This window comes from Kribbella rubisoli, from assembly GCF_004217145.1.
GTDB lineage: Bacteria > Actinomycetota > Actinomycetes > Propionibacteriales > Kribbellaceae > Kribbella > Kribbella rubisoli.
Genome location: NZ_SHKR01000018.1, coordinates 281,699 through 299,478 on the forward strand (window position 1 = coordinate 281,699; position 17,780 = coordinate 299,478).

At 69.0% G+C, this 17,780-nt stretch carries 17 protein-coding genes and 1 pseudogene; 8 read left to right on the forward strand and 10 right to left on the reverse strand.

From position 1 onward, the window contains the following. Positions 1 to 66: 66 nt before the first annotated feature. The 6 genes and pseudogenes from EV645_RS43495 to EV645_RS39435 all read right to left on the reverse strand — a co-directional run. Positions 67 to 309 (reverse strand): annotated as a pseudogene (locus tag EV645_RS43495) (anaerobic C4-dicarboxylate transporter family protein); the annotation flags it as partial. A gap of 16 nt (positions 310 to 325) precedes the next feature. Continuing rightward, positions 326 to 601, reverse strand: a complete 276-nt coding sequence (locus EV645_RS39415) for a hypothetical protein (protein WP_130449982.1) — start codon at positions 599 to 601, stop codon at positions 326 to 328. Between the two features lie 14 nt (positions 602 to 615). Then, entirely contained in the window at positions 616 to 1,662 is a 1,047-nt protein-coding gene (locus EV645_RS39420) for a thioredoxin family protein (RefSeq protein WP_157997264.1), read from the reverse strand. A gap of 86 nt (positions 1,663 to 1,748) precedes the next feature. Next, positions 1,749 to 4,529, reverse strand: coding sequence for a helix-turn-helix transcriptional regulator (locus EV645_RS39425; protein WP_130449984.1), 2,781 nt, complete (start codon positions 4,527 to 4,529; stop codon positions 1,749 to 1,751). 65 nt (positions 4,530 to 4,594) lie between these two features. Further along, complete coding sequence (locus EV645_RS39430) at positions 4,595 to 5,083, reverse strand: redoxin domain-containing protein (protein WP_130449986.1); 489 nt, start codon at positions 5,081 to 5,083, stop codon at positions 4,595 to 4,597. Positions 5,084 to 5,099: 16 nt separating this feature from the next. Beyond that, the gene (locus EV645_RS39435) at positions 5,100 to 6,035 is read right to left on the reverse strand and encodes a TIGR03619 family F420-dependent LLM class oxidoreductase (protein ID WP_130449988.1); all 936 of its coding nucleotides are present in this window, start codon (positions 6,033 to 6,035) and stop codon (positions 5,100 to 5,102) included. Between the two features lie 240 nt (positions 6,036 to 6,275). On the opposite strand from EV645_RS39435, the gene EV645_RS39440 reads away from it, so the two are divergent. From EV645_RS39440 to EV645_RS39470, 7 genes are read left to right on the forward strand one after another with little or no spacing between them, the layout of a single operon-like run. Next, a complete protein-coding gene (locus EV645_RS39440; protein WP_198682156.1) occupies positions 6,276 to 7,544 on the forward strand; it encodes a lactonase family protein in 1,269 nt (422 codons plus the stop codon). Positions 7,545 to 7,547: 3 nt separating this feature from the next. Beyond that, positions 7,548 to 7,901 (forward strand): urease subunit gamma, encoded by a 354-nt coding sequence (locus EV645_RS39445; protein WP_422386672.1) that lies wholly within the window; start codon positions 7,548 to 7,550, stop codon positions 7,899 to 7,901. An 11-nt stretch (positions 7,902 to 7,912) separates the two neighbouring features. Further along, positions 7,913 to 8,221 carry an urease subunit beta gene (locus EV645_RS39450; RefSeq protein ID WP_130449990.1) on the forward strand — a complete coding sequence of 103 codons (309 nt, stop codon included), beginning with the start codon at positions 7,913 to 7,915 and terminating at the stop codon, positions 8,219 to 8,221. Beyond that, complete coding sequence (ureC, locus tag EV645_RS39455; protein WP_130449992.1) at positions 8,218 to 9,936, forward strand: urease subunit alpha; 1,719 nt, start codon at positions 8,218 to 8,220, stop codon at positions 9,934 to 9,936. Before EV645_RS39450 ends, ureC begins: the two co-directional genes overlap by 4 nt. Then, entirely contained in the window at positions 9,936 to 10,631 is a 696-nt protein-coding gene (locus EV645_RS39460; protein ID WP_130449994.1) for an urease accessory protein UreF, read from the forward strand. The genes ureC and EV645_RS39460 overlap by 1 nt, the downstream gene beginning before the upstream one ends. A 14-nt stretch (positions 10,632 to 10,645) precedes the next feature. Beyond that, entirely contained in the window at positions 10,646 to 11,317 is a 672-nt protein-coding gene (ureG, locus tag EV645_RS39465; protein ID WP_130449996.1) for an urease accessory protein UreG, read from the forward strand. Then, on the forward strand, positions 11,314 to 12,240 hold the full coding sequence (locus EV645_RS39470) for an urease accessory protein UreD (RefSeq protein ID WP_130449998.1): 927 nt from the start codon (positions 11,314 to 11,316) through the stop codon (positions 12,238 to 12,240). The genes ureG and EV645_RS39470 overlap by 4 nt, the downstream gene beginning before the upstream one ends. Here EV645_RS39470 and EV645_RS39475 read toward each other — a convergent pair. From EV645_RS39475 to EV645_RS39485, 3 genes are read right to left on the reverse strand one after another with little or no spacing between them, the layout of a single operon-like run. Next, a complete protein-coding gene (locus EV645_RS39475) occupies positions 12,226 to 12,489 on the reverse strand; it encodes a DUF6510 family protein (protein WP_198682157.1) in 264 nt (87 codons plus the stop codon). The genes EV645_RS39470 and EV645_RS39475 overlap by 15 nt on opposite strands. Continuing rightward, positions 12,486 to 13,241, reverse strand: coding sequence for a ferredoxin reductase (locus EV645_RS39480; RefSeq protein WP_130450000.1), 756 nt, complete (start codon positions 13,239 to 13,241; stop codon positions 12,486 to 12,488). Before EV645_RS39480 ends, EV645_RS39475 begins: the two co-directional genes overlap by 4 nt. After that, positions 13,211 to 13,810 carry a sulfite oxidase-like oxidoreductase gene (locus tag EV645_RS39485; protein WP_130450002.1) on the reverse strand — a complete coding sequence of 200 codons (600 nt, stop codon included), beginning with the start codon at positions 13,808 to 13,810 and terminating at the stop codon, positions 13,211 to 13,213. Before EV645_RS39485 ends, EV645_RS39480 begins: the two co-directional genes overlap by 31 nt. A gap of 175 nt (positions 13,811 to 13,985) precedes the next feature. Here EV645_RS39485 and EV645_RS39490 point away from each other — a divergent pair, with 175 nt between their 5' ends. Next, positions 13,986 to 15,059 carry an ABC transporter ATP-binding protein gene (locus EV645_RS39490; RefSeq protein WP_130450004.1) on the forward strand — a complete coding sequence of 358 codons (1,074 nt, stop codon included), beginning with the start codon at positions 13,986 to 13,988 and terminating at the stop codon, positions 15,057 to 15,059. On the opposite strand, the gene EV645_RS39495 is transcribed toward EV645_RS39490, so the two are convergent. Then, positions 15,056 to 17,770, reverse strand: a complete 2,715-nt coding sequence (locus EV645_RS39495; protein ID WP_198682158.1) for an ATP-binding protein — start codon at positions 17,768 to 17,770, stop codon at positions 15,056 to 15,058. The two genes, EV645_RS39490 and EV645_RS39495, sit on opposite strands and share 4 nt — an antisense overlap. Positions 17,771 to 17,780: the final 10 nt, after the last annotated feature.

A 17,780-nucleotide genomic window follows, 5' to 3' on the forward strand; every position in this document is an offset into this window, starting at 1 on the left:
GCGAACGCCCACCAGCGGAGCGACGAGCGTGATCCTGCGCGGGTTGCGCCGGATGATCCTTGACGCGATCGACACCAGCCAGTCGATGCCGCCGGCGGCCTGCATCACCGCCGACGCCGTGATCACCGCGATGATGATGAAGAACGCGTCGACCGGCGGCGTGCCGGGGTCGGCCCCGAACGCGAAGATCAGTACCGCCGTACCGGTCGCACCCCACAGGCCGAGACCGATCCCGCCGGTCCGGACCCCGAGAAAGATTGCGAGGAGCACGACCAGCCCCTCCAGTATTGCCTGCCATGTCGGTGACATGTGCTCGACCTCCTGATCAGTCCGGCGCACCGGCTTCGGAGAAGCCGGCTGCCTCGAGCAGCCGGCGGATGCCGACCACGGCCTCGATCTCCGTGTCCTTGTGCTCGGGTAAGTCGAAGAACCCAGTCTCGGACCCGACCGTGACCTCGACCTTGCCGTCGTGACGGCGTTCGACCGTCCCGACCGCCTCGAGCAGCGACAGCACGTCGTGCCACTCGATGTTGTGACTCACGGGATGCTGGAAGATCTTCCGCAGTACGGCGCGATGGTGGCTGCTGAGGTGCTCAGGCATGACGACTCTCCTTGTCAGCCGAACGTGAAGGCATAGGCCTGTACGCCGGCCTGGTGAAAGACGATCTCGAAGGTCCGGTCGGTGATCCGGCCGGACTGACGGATGAGCTGGTAGAGCCGTGGCCGGTCTAGGAGACCGTTGCCGTCGGCATCTACATCGGCACCGTGCGCTCCGGTCGGCGGCCTGCCGTCGATCCGGACCTGGAAAGGAACGCGGCCGATGGACGGGGCTAGCACGATGTTGACGTCGCGAGCGTGGAAGCGGTACGTGATGGTCCCGTTCGCGCGGTTGAGCAGGACTGCCCGCCGGTCGATGCTCCAGTCGCCGGCCAGGGCCCAGTGGTTGAGGGCGAGGTCCGACGGCGTCACGTAGTCGTGGACGGTTCCGAGGACGGTGCCGTTGGGTGAGGCGAAGTTCTCCGCGCGCTCGTAGCCGAGGTAGTTTTCGGGTGACCACAGGTCGTCCCATCCGGCCGCCGCCTCGACGCCGATCGCGTCGACCTGGACGGGCTCGGGGTCGAAGCCGGTCGCACCGGCCTCGGCCAGCAGCCCCTGGATCATCAACTCCGACTGCTCGTACTCGCCCTCGCCGAAGTGGTGGTGCCGGACGGTACCGAGCACGTCGACGAAGTACAGGGCCGGCCAGTAGTGGTTCTCGAACGAAGTCCAGATCGCGTAGTCGTTGTCGATCGCCACCGGATGGTCGATCTCGAGTTCGTCGACGGCGCGCTGCACGTTCCCGAGATCGTGCTCGAAGTCGAACTCGGGTGTGTGGACGCCGATCACCGCCAGGCCGTACCGCCCGTACTTCTCCGTCCAGGCCCGGCGGTACGGCAGCGTCCGGAGCCAGTTGACGCAGGTGTAGGTGCAGAAATCGACCAGTACGACGCGACCGTGGAGAGCCTCGGCCGTCAGCGGAGGCGAGTTGAGCCAGCTCGTGGCCAGCCCGAGCGCCGCCAGCGGGCCGGCGCTGCCCTGCTCACCCGGATCGACCGTGCTCCAGCCACTCGCGAACGGACTGAACCGTGACAACGCGGTACGCCACGGATGTGAATGGTTCATGGCACCCCTTCCTGGGACCCACGAACACACTGGCCGTTCGGTCCACCGGCTCGCATCGGCCAGTGGACAGTCGTCCGGGCGGACCGCTACTGGCCTGGGCCAGGCAGAACCTGGTCGAGTTGCGCACGGGAGGTGATGCCGAGCTTCGTGTACACCTTCGCCAGGTGGTACTTGACCGTCCGCGCGCTGAGGAACAGCCGCGCACCGATCTCCGGATTGGACAGTCCGTCTCGGGCGAGCCGGGCGATCAGGGATTCCTGCGCGGTGAGCTCGCCGGAGACGGCCTCACCGCGCCGGCCGACACGTTCTCCGGTCGCCGCCAGCTCCCGCCAGGCACGTTCGGCGAACGCTGCCATCCCGATCACCTCGAACAGCTCGTGCGCGAGACGCAGCTGATCGCGAGCATCGGTACGTCGACCCGCGCGGCGGAGCCATTCGCCGTACACCAATCGGGTTCGGGCAAGCTCCGGCCGCAGCTGCGTGTGGCTCAAACGCTCGATTGACTGCTGGTAGAGCTTGTCAGCCACTGCGCCATCGCTCAGCAGGGCCTGCGCTCGCGCCTCAATCCCAAGCGCCCAATCGGTCCCGCTCGGCTGGGTGGTCTCGGTCAGCCGGTCGAACGCGCCCTGTGCGAGGTCGACGTCGCCGGCGCGCACCGCAGCCTCGATCAGGTCCGGCAACGCCCACGTCGAGATCCACGGCTCGAACGTGTTGGACGTCGCCTGCTGCGCCGCGGCCGCTGCTTCGGCGTACCGGCCGCAGCCGTTGTGCAGCAGCGCCGCAGCCCAGTACGCGTTGGCGGCTGTGATGGACTGCTCGCCGGCCTGCTCGATCGTGGCCGCGATCATGGCCGACGCCTCGTTCTCCTTGCCCTGCAGGGCCAGCAACCGCAGGGCGACATGGGGCGCGACCTGGCTTCCGGTGGCCGTCGCGATCGTGTCGCCTTCGGCAATTGCCGCTGCCGCTCGGGCGAAGTCGCCGCTCAGCAGGGCGGCCGTCCCGAGGACGGTCAGGATGACCGGAAGCTGCGCGAGTGCGCCGGACTCGCGGACCGTCCGGACCGTCTGCTCGGCGATCGCGAGCCGGCCGTCGTCGTCCCAGACCGCGATGCTCACCGCCGCGGCCAGCCAGCCCCAACGCAGCATCTCGTCGACCGAGCGATCGCCACTCGCGAACATTCGCGCCGCCAGCAGCAGGGCAGGCGTCGACGCGGCCCGGCCGTCGGCAATCAGCGCCGCGAGCCCCTCGAGCAGGACGACGAGCGGTTGCGGATCGCCGGTGTCGGAGTCGGGCGGCAGGGTCCGGACCGCGCGACAGATCGACAGCAGGATGCCGTCCTCGGCCAGGTGACCGGCTCCGACCGCGGCCGCCCAGGCGTGCAGATAGGTCTCGCGGGCGAGCTGCAGGTCGTAGTTCTCCAGATGTCCGGCCGCAGCCAGCAACAGGCCAGGGGCGTCGGTGAACCGCCCCGCGGCGAACGCGATGTGACCGCGGAGCAACTCGACCCGAGCTCGCTCGAAGTCGTCGAGTCGACCGGCCTCGGCGACGGACAGCAGGCCGAGCGCGGCGTCGAACGCACCGGCCTGGAAGCCCGCCTCTGCCGCGGCCAGCGCCCGCTCCGCACGCTGGATCGGATCACTTGTCAGCCTGACCGCACGATCGAGGAACGCAGCGGCAGCTGCTATCCCGCCGCGAGCGCGGGCCCGCTCCGCCGATCGCTCGAGCTCCGCAGCAACTCCTTCGTCCGGCCCGGTCGCTGCGTGCGCGAGGTGCCAGGCGCGACGGTCGGGGTCGGTGACCGGATCTGTAACGTCGGCCAGCGCACGATGCGCTTCCTGACGACTCCGGACCGAGGTCGAGCGGTACGCCGCTGAGCGCACCAGCGGGTGCCTGAACCAGACGTGTGCGCCGACCTCCAACAAACCGGCCTCAGCCGCCGGTGCCGCGGCGTCGGCGGGAAGCCCAAGTCGCTCAGCGGCCTGCCAGACGAGGACTGGATCTCCGATCGGTTCGGCCGCGGCCACGAGCAGTAGGCGCTGGGTCTCCTCGGGAAGCTCGTCGAGTCTTCTCCGGAAACTCGCCTCGATCCGGCTGGGCAGCGGCATCGCGTTCGGCAACGCGAACCCGCCGGCCAGCTCCGCCGGCGTCAGCCCGCGCGGCAACTCGAGCAGTGCCAGCGGATTACCGGCGGCATCGGCGATCAGGCGATCGGCGACCTGCGCGTCCAGCGGCCCGGACAGCGAGGCCTCGAGAAGATCGCGAGCGTCGGCATCCTCGAGGCCCTCCATCACGACCTCCGGAAGGCCGGCCAGGTCGTCGATCGCAGCCCGGGTCGCGAAGACCACGCCGACCGGCTCGGCGACAAGCCGCCGAGCGACGAACCCGAGCACCTGCGCAGAGGCACGGTCCAGCCACTGCTCGTCGTCCACCACACAGACGAGCGGATGGTCCTCGGCGACGTCGGCCAGCAGACTTAGCGTCGCCAGCCCGACCAGAAACCGGTCCGGCGCCGGGCCGTCGCTCAGTCCGAATGCCGTCTGCAGCGCGTCCCGCTGCGGTCCAGGCAGCCCGTCCAAGCGGTGCACCATCGACGCCAACAGCTGGTGCAGACCGGCGTACGCCAGCTCCATCTCGGACTCGACGCCCGCCGCGCGCGCCAAACGGCAACCGGACGCGCTCTCCACCAAGTAGTCGAGCAGCGACGACTTGCCGACACCCGGCTCACCGCGCACGACCACGGCCCGGCCGTCGCCAGCACGAACCGACCCCAGGAACTCCGTCATCACCTCGCGCTCCACCTGCCGGTCCCGCATCTCCACCGAGCGATGCGGCCGACTGAAGGAACGCCGCCTACCAGATCTCTCCATCGGCAGCTCCCACAACCAAGCGAGAAACTCACTCTAAACCCGGCCGTGTTCGCGGAGGATTGTCGTCAGACCGGTGAGGGTTCGTGCTCCTGCACATGGCGGACGTAGCCCGCCACGTCCTCGGGGACTAGGCGTCCGATGGCTCCGCTGGAGTAGACGCTGACCATGACCTTGCCGTCAGGGTTCAGGACGAAGCCCGTGGACTGCAGGTACAGCGGGTCCTCATGGACGAAGGCACCGGTGAGGTCGGCGATCGCGCGGGCGTCGGCGCCGTACCCGACCGGAAACCTCACGCGGTGCCTCGCCATCAGGCCGGCGGTGGTCGTTTCGTCGTCGACCGACAACGCCGCCACCCGGATCCCGACGTCGGTCAGGGCGGCGCGAGCGCGCTGGAACGCTCGCAGTTGGTGGTTGCAGTACTGACACCACGATCCGCGATAGAACAACATCACGCCGTACTCGCCGTCGAACACCTCCGGCACGGTCACTCCTCCCCCGCCGGGCACGGTGAGTGACAACTCCGGAAAGGCATCGCCAGGTTGGAGCAAAGTCATGGGGCTGACTCCTCGGTCACAGCCCGGCGGCACGGAAGCGGGCATGGAACTCGGCCGCGAGCTCGTTCAGCTCATCAATGCCGTTGGCAACGAACGGGAGCGTGAGGATCACCTCGTCGACACCTCCGGCGGCGAGCTCGGCGAGATCGTCGAGGACCTGGTCGATACTGCCCGTGTACGGCGGTCGTCCAGCGGCAGGCACCTCGGCGATCGGGCCGAGTCCGACCAAGCACCGGCAGCTGAGCTCGTCGGGGTCCCGGCCGTACTCCTCGGCCATCTTCAGCACCTCGCGGTACTTCGACGTGACGTCGGCCGGGGGCAGCAGGCTCGGCATCCAGCCGGACGCCCGTCGGACCACCCGGTTCCGCGCCCTCCGGCTGGGGCCGCCCAGGAACACCGGGATCGGCTCCGCAGGCTTCGGCCCGACCTCGGCCGGATACACGGTGTATCGCTCGTTCTCGAACGAGACGGGGTCAGGAGCCCACATCGCCGCCGCCATGTCGAGGAACTCGTCCAGCGCCGCACCACGCTCCGCGATCGGCCGCGGTGCGGTCGCACTGAACTCGTCGTACGACCAGCCGCTGCCCAAGCCGGCGACGACCCGGCCACCGCTGGCCGCCGCGATCGAGGCGAAGGACCGGGCCAGCCGGAACGGCATGTGCAGCGGCGGGACCACGATCGCGGTACCGACCTCGACGCGGCTGGTCACGGCGGCGACCATCGACAGGGCCACCAACGGGTCCATCACCTGGCGGTACAGCTCGGGCCAGGAACCGTCGCCGTACTCCGTGAGCCGGTGGATCCCGGTCTGGTCCTGTGCGTACAGCACCCGCTCGTAGACCCACACGCTGTCGTACCCGATCTCCTCGGCCGCCTTCGCCGCCGAGATCAGATCCGTGCCGGGGGTGTAGTTCCAGTTCTGCGGCAGCAACGTGCCGAGCTTCAACGCCATCGCCTGTTCCTCACTGTGAGCCGGCCTCCAGGGTGTCCGGGTCGTTGCGGTGTTCGCTTCGGGAACCGTCCCTGGCGATCCCCCGGTGCACCTGGCGAGGGATGCGAGGCAGGTGCCCACACCGGGGGTCCGGCCGGGTGGATCCCGGACGCGGCGGGCGGTCGGCCGGCGCGACGATCGCAGCGCACCCGGGACAGCCGGAGCCGGGATCCTGCGACCGATCGAGCAAGGAGAGGCGTCATGCCCACCCCACAGATGTCCATGAGCGAATCGGCGACTGACGCGCAGATCGCAGGTAACCTCTACCTGCAGACGAACGAGCTGAGCAATCACCTGATCCACTACCACCGCGCCACCGACGGCACGATCGCCGAGGTCGAGCGGATCCCGACCGGCGGCGCCGGCTCGGGCGTGTTCAAGCCGATCAGCGGTCAGGCCAGCGCACCGAACGCGTTCGAGGGCGCGGCCAGCGTCATCCTCAGCCCTGACCGGCGGTTCCTGTTCGCGACGAACGGCGGCGACAACTCGGTCTCCAGCTTCGGCGTCAGCGCCGACGGCAAGCTGAGCCTGATCGACGTCAAGCGCACCGGGAACCTCGTCACCGGCCCGAGCGGAACAGCCAAGTCCCTCGCGTACGCGCCCGCGTCGAACACGCTCTACGTGCTGCACTCGTTCGGCCCGGATCATCTACGCCTCATGTCCGTGGACGGCGACGGCCGGCTGACCCCGCGCAGCGAGAAGCACACCGTGAACACGCCCGGCAAGGACGAGCGGGTGCCCACCATGGCGGTGCTGACGCCGGACGGCCAGTACCTGATCGTCGGCACCACGTTCGACCAGCTGCCGCACGCGAATCCGGACGGCTCACCGATCCTGTGGGTGACCGGCGACGACGGCCGGCCACGCTCGATCGCCTCCAACGCGCCCGACCCCGACGGCCTCGCGGTGTTCGGAGTCGGCGAGGACGGCGCCCTCGGCGAAGCATCGTTCCAGGACGCCGGGTGCGGCTCACCGTTCTACCCGGCCTTCCTGCACGACCGCCCTGACCACTTCGTCATCGGCGCGGCGGTCGGGGACGGGATCGTCCTGGCGAGCATCGGGGCGAACGGCAAGATCACCACCGGGCCGCTGGTCCAGATCGACACCAGCGCAGGACGTCCGTCCGAGCTCTGCTGGCTGTCCGTCAGTCCTGACGACCGGTTCGTCTACGCGACGAACTTCGGCTACAGCAGCCTGTCCAGCTTCCGCATCGACGGCAACGTCGTGTCGGTCGCGCAGGACCAGGCCAGCCCGAGAGTGGCCGGCGACGGTACATTCCGCGCGCTCAACGGGACCGTCAGCAGCGGTCCGAGCGACAACTGGCTGTGCCCGGAAGGCACGTTCCTGTACCAGCTCTTCGGCAACGCCTCGAAACTCGTCGGGTACGCCGTACAGGCCGACGCCTCGCTCGTGCCGATCACGGAGGCGGAGATCCCGTACAACAGTCCGCAGGGTCTGGCGGGCTTCTAGGCCATGACGATCGAGAGCGGGCCGGGTCCGCGGATCGAGTCGTGGGTGTCGTCGCTGATGCTCACTCCGCGGGAGACCGAGAAGCTGGTCATCTACCAGGTCGCGGAGCTGGCCAGGCGACGGCGTGCCCGCGGTCTGCGGCTCAACCTGCCCGAGGCGATCGCCGTGATCACCGAGACGTTGCTCGAAGCAGCGCGGGACGGCCGGTCCGTGGCGGACACGATGGCGCTCGGCAAGCAGGTCCTGGCCCGGACCGAGGTCATGGACGGCGTCGCGGAGATGATCACGATCGTCCAGGTCGAGGCAACCTTCCGCACCGGCACCCAGCTCGTGTCGGTCAGCAACCCGATCCCCTGAGCGGAGGAACGATGATTCCCGGAGAGTGGCTGCTGGCCGACGAGCCGGTCGAGATCAACGCCGGTCGGCGGACGTGCCGGCTGAGTGTGCGGAACACCGGCGACCGGCCGATCCAGGTCGGGTCGCACTATCACTTCTTTGAGGTGAACCGCGCGCTGGAATTCGATCGCGCGATCACTCTCGGGATGCGGCTCGACGTACCGGCCGGTCAGTCGATCCGCTTCGAGGCCGGCGACGAGCGCACCGTCGGCCTCGTCGCGTACGGTGGCCTCCGCCGCGTGATCGGCTTCAGCGGACTCGTCGACGGACAGTTGCCATGAGCACCATCAGCCGCCAGCAGTACGCGTCGCTCTACGGCCCGACCACCGGCGACCGCTTCCGGCTGGCGGACACCGCATTACTCGCCGAGGTCGAACGCAGCCTGCTGACCCCGGGCGAGGAGGCTGTCTACGGAGGCGGGAAGTCGCTGCGGGACGGCATGGGCCAGGCCCCCGGGCTACGGACGGCCGACGGTGTGCTCGACCTGGTCATCACCTCGGTGGTCGTGATGGATTCGGTTCTCGGGATCGTCAAGGCCGACATCGGCGTCCGCGACGGCCGGATCGCCGGTATCGGCCAGGCCGGCAATCCACAGCTCCAGGACGGAGTCACTCCGGGCATGATCGTCGGCGCGGGCACCGAGGTCATCGCCGGTGAAGGACTCGTCGCTACCCCGGGGGCGATCGACACGCATGTCCACTTCCTCACGCCCGACCAGGTTCCGCATGCCGTGGCCAGCGGTCTCACGACGCTGATCGGCGGGGGCACCGGACCTGCCGACGGATCCAAGGGGACGACCTGCACGCCGGGGCCATGGAACCTGGCCCGGATGTTCGAAGCCACGGCCGGCCTACCGGTCAACATCGGGCTGCTGGGCAAAGGAAACAGCAGCCGGCCGGAGTCACTCGCCGACCAGATCCGGGCCGGCGCCTGCGGCCTCAAGGTGCACGAGGACTGGGGCGCGACGCCCGCCGCCATCGACTGTGCCCTCACGGTCGCGGACGAGTACGACGTCCAGGTCGCGCTGCACGCCGACACGTTGAACGAGAGCGGCTACCTGGCGGACACGATCGCGGCGATCGACGGCCGGGCGATCCACTCGTACCACACCGAGGGTGCCGGCGGCGGGCACGCGCCGGACATGATGTCGATCGCGTCGCTGCCCAACGTGCTGCCGTCGTCCACGAATCCGACCCGCCCGTTCACCACCGACACGACCGACAACCTCTTCTACATGACGGTCGTGACGCACCACCTCAACCCCGCGAACCCCGAAGACGTCGCGTTCGCCCAGTCGCGGATCCGGGCCGAGACGCAGGCCGCCGAGGACGTACTGCACGACTGGGGTGTGCTCAGCATGTACTCCTCGGACTCGCAGGCGATGGGACGGATCGGCGATACGGTCGCCAGCTGCTGGCGGACGGCGGACAAGATGAAACGCCTGACCGGCAGCCTGGACGGCGACTCCGCGCGGAACGACAACCAGCGGATCCTGCGCTATCTCGCCAAGCTGACGATCAATCCGGCGCGGACGCACGGAATCGGCCATCTCGTCGGCTCGCTCGAAGTGGGCAAGGTTGCCGACATCGTGCTCTGGCCGACGAACACGTTCGGCGTCAAACCGAAGTACGTGATCAAAGGCGGTTTCGTGGCGTGGGCGGTGATGGGCGACCCCAACGCCTCGATCCCGACCCCGGAGCCGGTTCTGCTCCGGCCGATGTACGGAACGCTCGGGCGGGCTGTCGGCCGTACGTCGATGACGTTCGTGTCCGAGGCGGCGGTCGAGGCCGGCACCGTCGCGGACCTGGGTCTGGACCGCTGGATCGAGCCTGTCCGCCAATGCCGGACGGTCGGAAAGGCGCAGATGCTCCGCAACGACGCGACACCGGAGATCACCGTGGATGCGGAGACGTACCAGGTCCGTGTCGACGGGCAGCCTGCCACGGTCGAAGCCGTCGACCAGGTCTCCTTGTCCCAGCTGTACTACATCGTCTGATGAGCAGCAGTCCGGTCACCCACCTGTCCGCGTTGCAGCTGGCAGACTCGGCCTTTCCCAGCGGCCGGTACACGCTGTCCCACGGTCTCGAGCCGCTTGTCCAGAGCGGAGCGGTTCCGGCGACGATCCCGGCGTTGCAGCAGCTCCTCGTCGACTGTCTTCGGCTGAGCGCCGGGCCGGTCGACGGAACAGCCGTCGCCTGCGCGCACTCGTCGTACGAGCTGGCAGTGGCTGTCGATCGAAGGCTGACTGCGGTGAAACTCACGACCGAGGCGCGCAACGGATCGATCCGAACCGGCAAGGCGTTGCTCGACACCGCGCGCACCTTCGTCGACGATCCTGAACTCGACGCGTACGCCGCACTGGTGCGCGACGGGGCAACTGCCGGGCACCATGCGGTCGTTCTCGGACTGCTCAGCGCGTCGATCGGTCTGACCGCACAGGAGGCGGTGGCCGGCGAGCTGTACGCGTTCGCCGCCAACTTCACCTCCGCGGCAGTGCGTCTCGGCCTGGCCGACCACCAGGTCGCGCAGCGCATCCTGCACGGCTCGCGGACCGCGCTTGCCGAGGTAGCCGACCAGGCGACGCAAGAAGCCGGTCGGCGAGGCGTCAGCTCCGTTGCGGGCTACACCCCCGCGCTCGACCTGATGTCGATGCGGCACGAGGTGGCCGAAGTACGCCTGTTCGCCAACTAGCAAGGAGATCCGAGATGACACACACTCACACCATTGTTGCCAGCAGCAACGGTCAGCGGGCCCGGCATCCCGGCGTACCGCGGATCGGTATCGGCGGTCCGGTGGGCTCCGGCAAGACCGCGCTGATCGAGGCGCTGGTGCCACGCCTGATCGAACGCGGGCGCGCTCCCCTGGTCGTCACCAACGACATCTTCACCCGGGAGGACGCGATCCACGTCCGCAGCGCACTCGCCGGCGTCCTGGACAGCGCGCGCATCGTCGGGGTCGAGACCGGATCCTGCCCGCACACGGCGGTCCGCGACGATCCCACCATGAACCTGCAGGCCGTCGACGAGTTGACCGCCTCCTTCCCGGACGGGGATGTCGTCCTAATCGAGTCCGGCGGGGACAATCTCACCCTGACGTTCAGTCCGCTGCTCGCCGACCTCTACATCTTCGTCATCGATGTTGCCCAGGGCGACAAGATTCCCCGTAAACGTGGTCCCGGGGTGACGAACTCGGATCTGCTGGTGATCAACAAGATCGACCTGGCCGAGCATGTCCGGGCCAGTCTGCAGGTGATGCGCGACGACGCCGGCGCAGTTCGGGGCGACCGTCCGTTCGTGCTCACGAACTGCTTCACCGGGCAGGGGCTCGACGTCGTCGCCGACCGCATAGACGCTGTCGTCGCAGCTGCGGTTTCGTGAGTACGGCGTCCGCTCCCGACCAGGACCTGCCCCCGGAGGTGGCCGCCTACAGCGCAGTTGTCGACGGCAACCTCGGCGTCGGGAGTACGGGCAAGCTCGGCGTTCTCGAGCTCAGCCTGGCGCCGGTGAGCGGCGTCACCCGCGTCGTCCACCAACTCCAGCGCGCTCCGCTGCATCTCTACCGGCCGATCTATCTCGATCCGGGCCTGCCCGGGATGGCGTTCCTGTATCTCCAGCAGTCCGGCGACGGCCTGGTCCAGGGCGACCGGTACCGGGTCGATCTGACCTGCGCCGACGACAGCCTCGTCCACGTCACCACCCAGACCCCGACCAAGGTGTTCGCCGCACGGCAGGACTTCGTGTCCCAGCTGGTCACGCTGACGACCGGGAACAACGCGTACGTCGAACACCTGCCCGATGCGGTCGTACCCTGCGCCGGATCGCGTTTCTTCCAGCGGATGAACGTCAGCTGGGACCGGACGTCCACCGTGATCCTCGGGGACATGGTCCTGCCAGGACGGGTCGCCTACGGCGAATCGCACGTCTATGACCTCTACTGGTCAGAGCTCGCGGTGCACGATCGCGCGGATGGCGGACTCCTGTTCTTCGACTGCCAACGGATGATCCCCGGCGGAGACGCCACCCCTGGGTCCCCCGCTGTGCTGGGTGGCTTCACCGTTCTGGCCAACCTGTTCGTGATCACCGGCAAGGTAGCGCCGGAGACGTTGATCAGCGCCGTGCGTGCGCTCGACGAGGAACCGGACATGATCCTGGGTGCGACCGAACTCCCGAACTCGTGTGGTGTCGCGGTGCGACTGCTCGGCAACAGCGGCGAGCGGATCCAGGAAATGTTCCGCCGGACGTGGGACTGCGTCCGCCGCTTGCTTGTCGGCTGTCCGGCGCCCGACCTACGCAAGAGCTGACGGAGTGGACAGCTGCGCGAAGCCGGTCACGTCAACGCAGTACATGCCACTGTGTCGGGTGATCACGAGCAGTACGTGGTCGCAGTACGGGCACCGGGCAACTATTCCCGGGCCGCCGAAGTAGATCGCGATCTCGGCAACGACGCCGGACTGCCCGCATTGGCCACAGACGCAGGCCGCGGTCGTCAGGTCGCCGCCGAAGATGTCTTCCAGCGTGCCGGCGATCGCGTTCCCGTCGTACCTCGTCATGGCTGTACCCCTGTCCCGCCGAAGCGTTCCGTCCTGATCCGTGCCGGATCGTGGCCCAGGCCGACGAGCCCGGCCGCCGCGGTCTCGACGAACGCGGTCGGCCCGCAGATGTAGGTCAACGACCGATCCGCCGGCGGCCAGGCCACCTCGGCCAGCAGGTCGCTGTCGATCCGGCGGCGATAGCCCCGCCAGGCGCTGGGTTGCACCCGGGTCAGAGTGATCGAGATGTCGAACGGGTCGCACGCCGCAAGCTCCATCAGCTCCTCCCGATAGAGCAGCGCCTCCAGCGAGCGGGCCGAGCACAGCGCCCGGACCGGAACCTCGCTGCGGGTCGCCCGATGGTGCCTCATCATCGCCCTCAGCGGCGCCAGGCCGGAGCCACCGGCCACGAGGAAGAGCGGTCCGCCGAGCGGCTCGTCCCAGACGAAGTACCCGCCGACCGGACCGCGGAGCTCGAGCTCGTCCCCGGTCCGGAGCTCGTCCACCAGGAACGGCGAGACCTCGCCGTCGTCGAGTCGCTCGACACTCAGCACCACATAGCCGTCCTCCGGCGCCGACGCGATCGAGTAGCTCCGCTCCGCCTGGTACCCGTCCGGCGCCGTCAGCCGTACGTCGACATGCTGGCCGGCCCGGTGCCCGCTCCACCCCGGTACGGTCAAGGCGATGCTCTTCACCTGCGGTGTGTCGAACCTGGTCTCCACGACCGTGGCCTGCTGCCAGGTCAGTCGCCCTGGTATCGCTGTTCTCGCCATGGATCTCCGTAGTTGTGGTAGCCGTACATCTCCCAGAAGCCGGGTTCGTCGTCCGCGCGGATCTCGAGGCCCCTGACCCACTTCGCGCTCTTCCAGAAGTACAGATGCGGGACCAGCAGCCGCGCCGGTCCGCCGTGGACGGGCGGAAGGGGGTTCCCGTCGTACTCGAACACCACCCAGGCCTGTCCGCCGCGCAGGTCCGCGACCGGAAGATTCGTGGTGTACCCGCCATCGCAGAACGCGGTGACGTACTCCGCACGGGGCGACGCCGCGCCGAGCAAGGCGTCCACGGAAACACCTCGCCAGCTAGTGTCGAGCTTGGACCACTTGGTCACGCAGTGGATGTCGACGGTGAAGCTCTCGGCCGGCAGCGAGCGGAACTCCTCCCACGACCACGTGACCGGCGTGTCGACGGCGCCGCGAACGGTGAAGTCCCAGCTCTCTAGCGGGGTGTACGGCGTCGGTCCCGCCGAGAGCACCGGGAAGTCCCTGGTGAGGTACTGGCCGGGCGGTAGCTGCGACGACTCCGCCGTGGAACGCCGCCCCTGGAAACCTCTGGTAACCGCCATCGGGAACGTCCTCCAGATCGTCAGACTCGGTACTGCGAGCCTGCCCGGGAGCGGCATCGCCCCGCATCCGTGAGTGCCCCGGGGCACCCCCGGGACACTCCCGGATGCGAGCACGGCCGCCGCGGAGGAGGCTCGCTGCGTCAGGACGCCCGCGACCAGTGGAGGAAAGAGCGACATGGCAACTGTCTCGTTCAAGGGAGCCACCCGGGTCTACCCCGGCACCGACGCTCCGGCGGTCGACAACCTCGACCTGGAGATCGAGGATCGCGAGTTCATGGTGCTCGTCGGACCGTCGGGTTCCGGCAAGTCGACCGCGCTGCGGATGCTGGCAGGGCTCGAAGAGGTGAACGAAGGCGGTATCTACATCGGCGACAAGGACGTCACCAACGCCCCGCCGAAAGAGCGGGACATCGCGATGGTGTTCCAGAACTACGCGCTCTACCCGCATATGTCGGTCGCCGACAACATGGGGTTCGCGCTGAAGATGCAGGGCATCCACAAGGACGAGCGGGCCAAGCGCGTGATGGAAGCCGCCAAGCTGCTCGGCCTCGAGGAGTACCTCGAGCGCAAGCCGAAGGCACTGTCCGGCGGTCAGCGTCAGCGCGTCGCTATGGGCCGCGCGATCGTGCGCAGCCCGAAGGTGTTCTTGATGGACGAGCCGCTGTCGAACCTCGACGCCAAGCTCCGGGTCCAGACCCGCACCCAGATCGCCGAACTGCAGCACCGCCTCGGCGTCACCACCGTCTACGTCACCCACGACCAGGTCGAGGCCATGACGATGGGCGACCGCGTCGCCGTACTCAAGGACGGCGTCCTGCAGCAGGTCGACACCCCGCTGAACCTCTACGACCGGCCACGCAACAAGTTCGTCGCGGGCTTCATCGGCTCGCCGGCGATGAACCTGATCAACGCCGAGATCGTCGACGGCGGCGCCAAGATCGGCGACTACGTCGTACCGATCGCGCGGGAGCTGCTGGCCAAGGCCGGCGACGACAGGACACTGACGCTCGGTGTCCGGCCGGAGGCGTTGCACATCGCTGACAAGGGTCTGCCGGTCAAGGTCTCGGTGATCGAGGAGCTCGGCTCGGACGCGTTCCTGTACGGCTCCGCGGACCACGCCGAGAACCAGCAGATCATCGCCCGCATCGGCACCCGCCTCAACAACGACAAAGGCACACTCGTGCACTTGGCACCCGACCCTGACAAGCTCCACCTCTTCTCCATCTCCACGGAGAAGAGGCTCGGTTAGGGCAGCACCTGGGGCAGCTGGCTCCGGGAGGTGATGCCCAGCTTCGTGAACACCTTACGAAGGTGGTACTGAACCGTCCGGGCGCTGATGAACAGGCGGGTGCCGATCTCGGGATTGGACAGGCCGTCTCGCGCCATCCGGGCTATCTGGGCCTCTTGTGCGGTGAGCTCGCTCTGCGCCGGCACGACACGCTTGCGGGCGGTCCCACCGGCTGCCTTCAGTTCACGCCGGGCACGCTCGGCGAACGCGGCCATCCCCATCGATTCGAAGCTCGTGTGCGCCGCCCGCAACTGCTCGCGTGCCTCGAGTCGACGGCGTTCACGGCGCAGCCATTCACCGTGGACGAGTTGCGCCCGCGCAAGGTCGACGCGGAGCGACGTACCGTCCAGCCGGCCGATCGCTTCACGATATCCGGCTTCCGCCTCGTTGCCCTCGGCCAGCAACGCCCGGCTCCGGGCCCGAACGCTGCGGATCCAGTCCGTGCCGCCCGCATCGGCCATCTCGTCCAGCCGACGGCAGGCCAGCTCGGCGAGCTCGGTCTGCCCGCTGCGGGCACCGGCTTCGGCGAGCTCGGCGGGTGTCCAGACATAGACGGCGTGGTCGCCCGGATGCTCGAAGGCGCGCGAGGCGGTGGACGCCGCCTCCTGATAGCGGCCGAGGCTGTTGTCGAGCACCGCGGCGGCCCATTCGGCAATGGTGATCCCGATCCCCTCGCCGCGCTGGATCGCGTCCCGCGTCGTCGCCGCCACCAGCCGTTCGGTCTCGAACCGGTTGCCGCTCAAGGCCGCGACGCCGAGCAGTCCGTACGGCGTCACGTTGCCACCGGTCACCTCGTTCACCGACTCCGCCTCGGCCGTCAGCGCCGCGGCGGTACCCAGGTTGCCGGTGAAGAGCTCCACGTAGGCGCGACCCGCGAGGGCGAGGGCCAGATCGTTGACCACGCCGACCTCGCGGGCGAGGTGGATGTGCCGATCGGACAACTGCTGCCAGCGCTCGACGTCCCAGAGCCGCATCGCCGTGGTAGTTGCCATCCACAACAATTGCAGCTCCTGCTCCATCGACATCCCGGCGCCGAACTCGGCCAGCGCCTTGCGCAGCGCCGGCATACCCGCGGCGTAGCCGTCGGTGAACGCGGCCGCCGTCCCGTCCAGCAACAGATCGCCGGGCCGGGCACCGTTCGGGCGGGGCGCTGCCGCGGCGGCGCGGGCGACCGCGGACAGATCGCCCGCCGACGTCGCGAGCCGGGTGGCGAAGGTCGCCGCGGAGATGGCGTCGAGGTAGGTCGTCCGCGCCAGGTCGACGTCGATCGGCTCGAGCCGTTTCGCCGCCTGCAGCATCAGTTGAGGAGCGTCGCTGCCGCGGCTGGTGGCGAAGGCGAGCTGAGCACGGATCAGATCCGCGCGGGCGCGCTGACGCTCGGTGAGCGGCTCCCGTTCCGCGAGCTCGAGCAGCTCGCCCGTGGCGGGAAACCCTCCGGACTGCAGCTCGGTCTGAGCGGCGGCCAGCGCTCGCTCTGCCCGCTGCGCCGGGTCGACAGTCAAGGTCACCGCCCGGTGCAGGAACGCGGCTGCGGCCGACAGCCCGCCGCGAGCCCGCGCTCGGCCCGCGGACTGTTCGAGCTCGTCGGCGATGTCCGGATCAGGCCCGGACGCCGCCTGGGCGCGATGCCAGGCGCGCCGGTCGGGATCGATCTGCGCATCGGTCTCGGCCGCCAGCGCCGCATGCACCAGCCGTCGCTCCGCGTCCGAGGCAGATCGGTACACGGCTGACCGGACCAGTGGATGCCGGAACCGGGGCTTCGGCTTGCTCTCGGTCAGTCCTGCCTCGCGGGCAGCCAGCGCAGCATCCGGGCTGATCCCGAGCCGCGCCGCGGCACGGCGTACCAGAGCCGCGTCACCGGACGGGTCGGCGGCCACGAGCAGCAGCAACTGGCGCGTCTGCGGCGGTACGGCGGCTACCCGGCGGACGAAGGTCTCCTCGACGGTGCCGGCACCCGGCAGGCCGAACCCTCCGGCCAGCTGCGCCGGCGTCAGACCACGCGGCAGTTCGAGCAGCGCCAGCGGGTTGCCGTGGGCATCGGCCACAAGCTGGTTGCGTACCTGCTGGTCGATCGGCCCTGACAGTACGGCGTTCAGCAGGGTCCGCGCGTCGGTATCGTTCAAACCGCCGATGGGGAACTCCGGTACGCCATCGAGCAGATCGCCGACCTCCCGGGTGGCGAAGATCAGGGCCACGGCCTCGGCTCCGAGCCGGCGCGCGACGAACGCGAGGATCTGCGCCGAGCTGCGGTCGAGCCACTGCTGGTCGTCGACCAGACAGACGAGTGGCTGGCGGACCGCCGCCTCGGACAGCAGGCTCAGGACCGCCAGGCCGATCAGGAACAGGTCGGGCGGAGCCCCTTGGCTCAGGCCGAAGACGACCCGCAGCGCCTCCTGCTGGGGTGGCGGCAGCCGGTCGACGCGATCCAGGACCGGAGCACAGAGCTGATGCAGGCCTGCGAACGGGAGCTCCATCTCGGACTGGACGCCAGACGCCCGGGCCAGCCGGCACCCGTCCGCACCGGCCGCCACATACTCGAGCAGAGCGGTCTTGCCGACGCCGGCCTCCCCGTGCAGGACCAGGGCGCGGCTCTCGCCGGCGCGTACCGCGCCGATCAGCTGGTCGAGGACACCGCATTCAGCCCGACGACCGGTCAGCTCCACGGGACCCACGCCATCACGC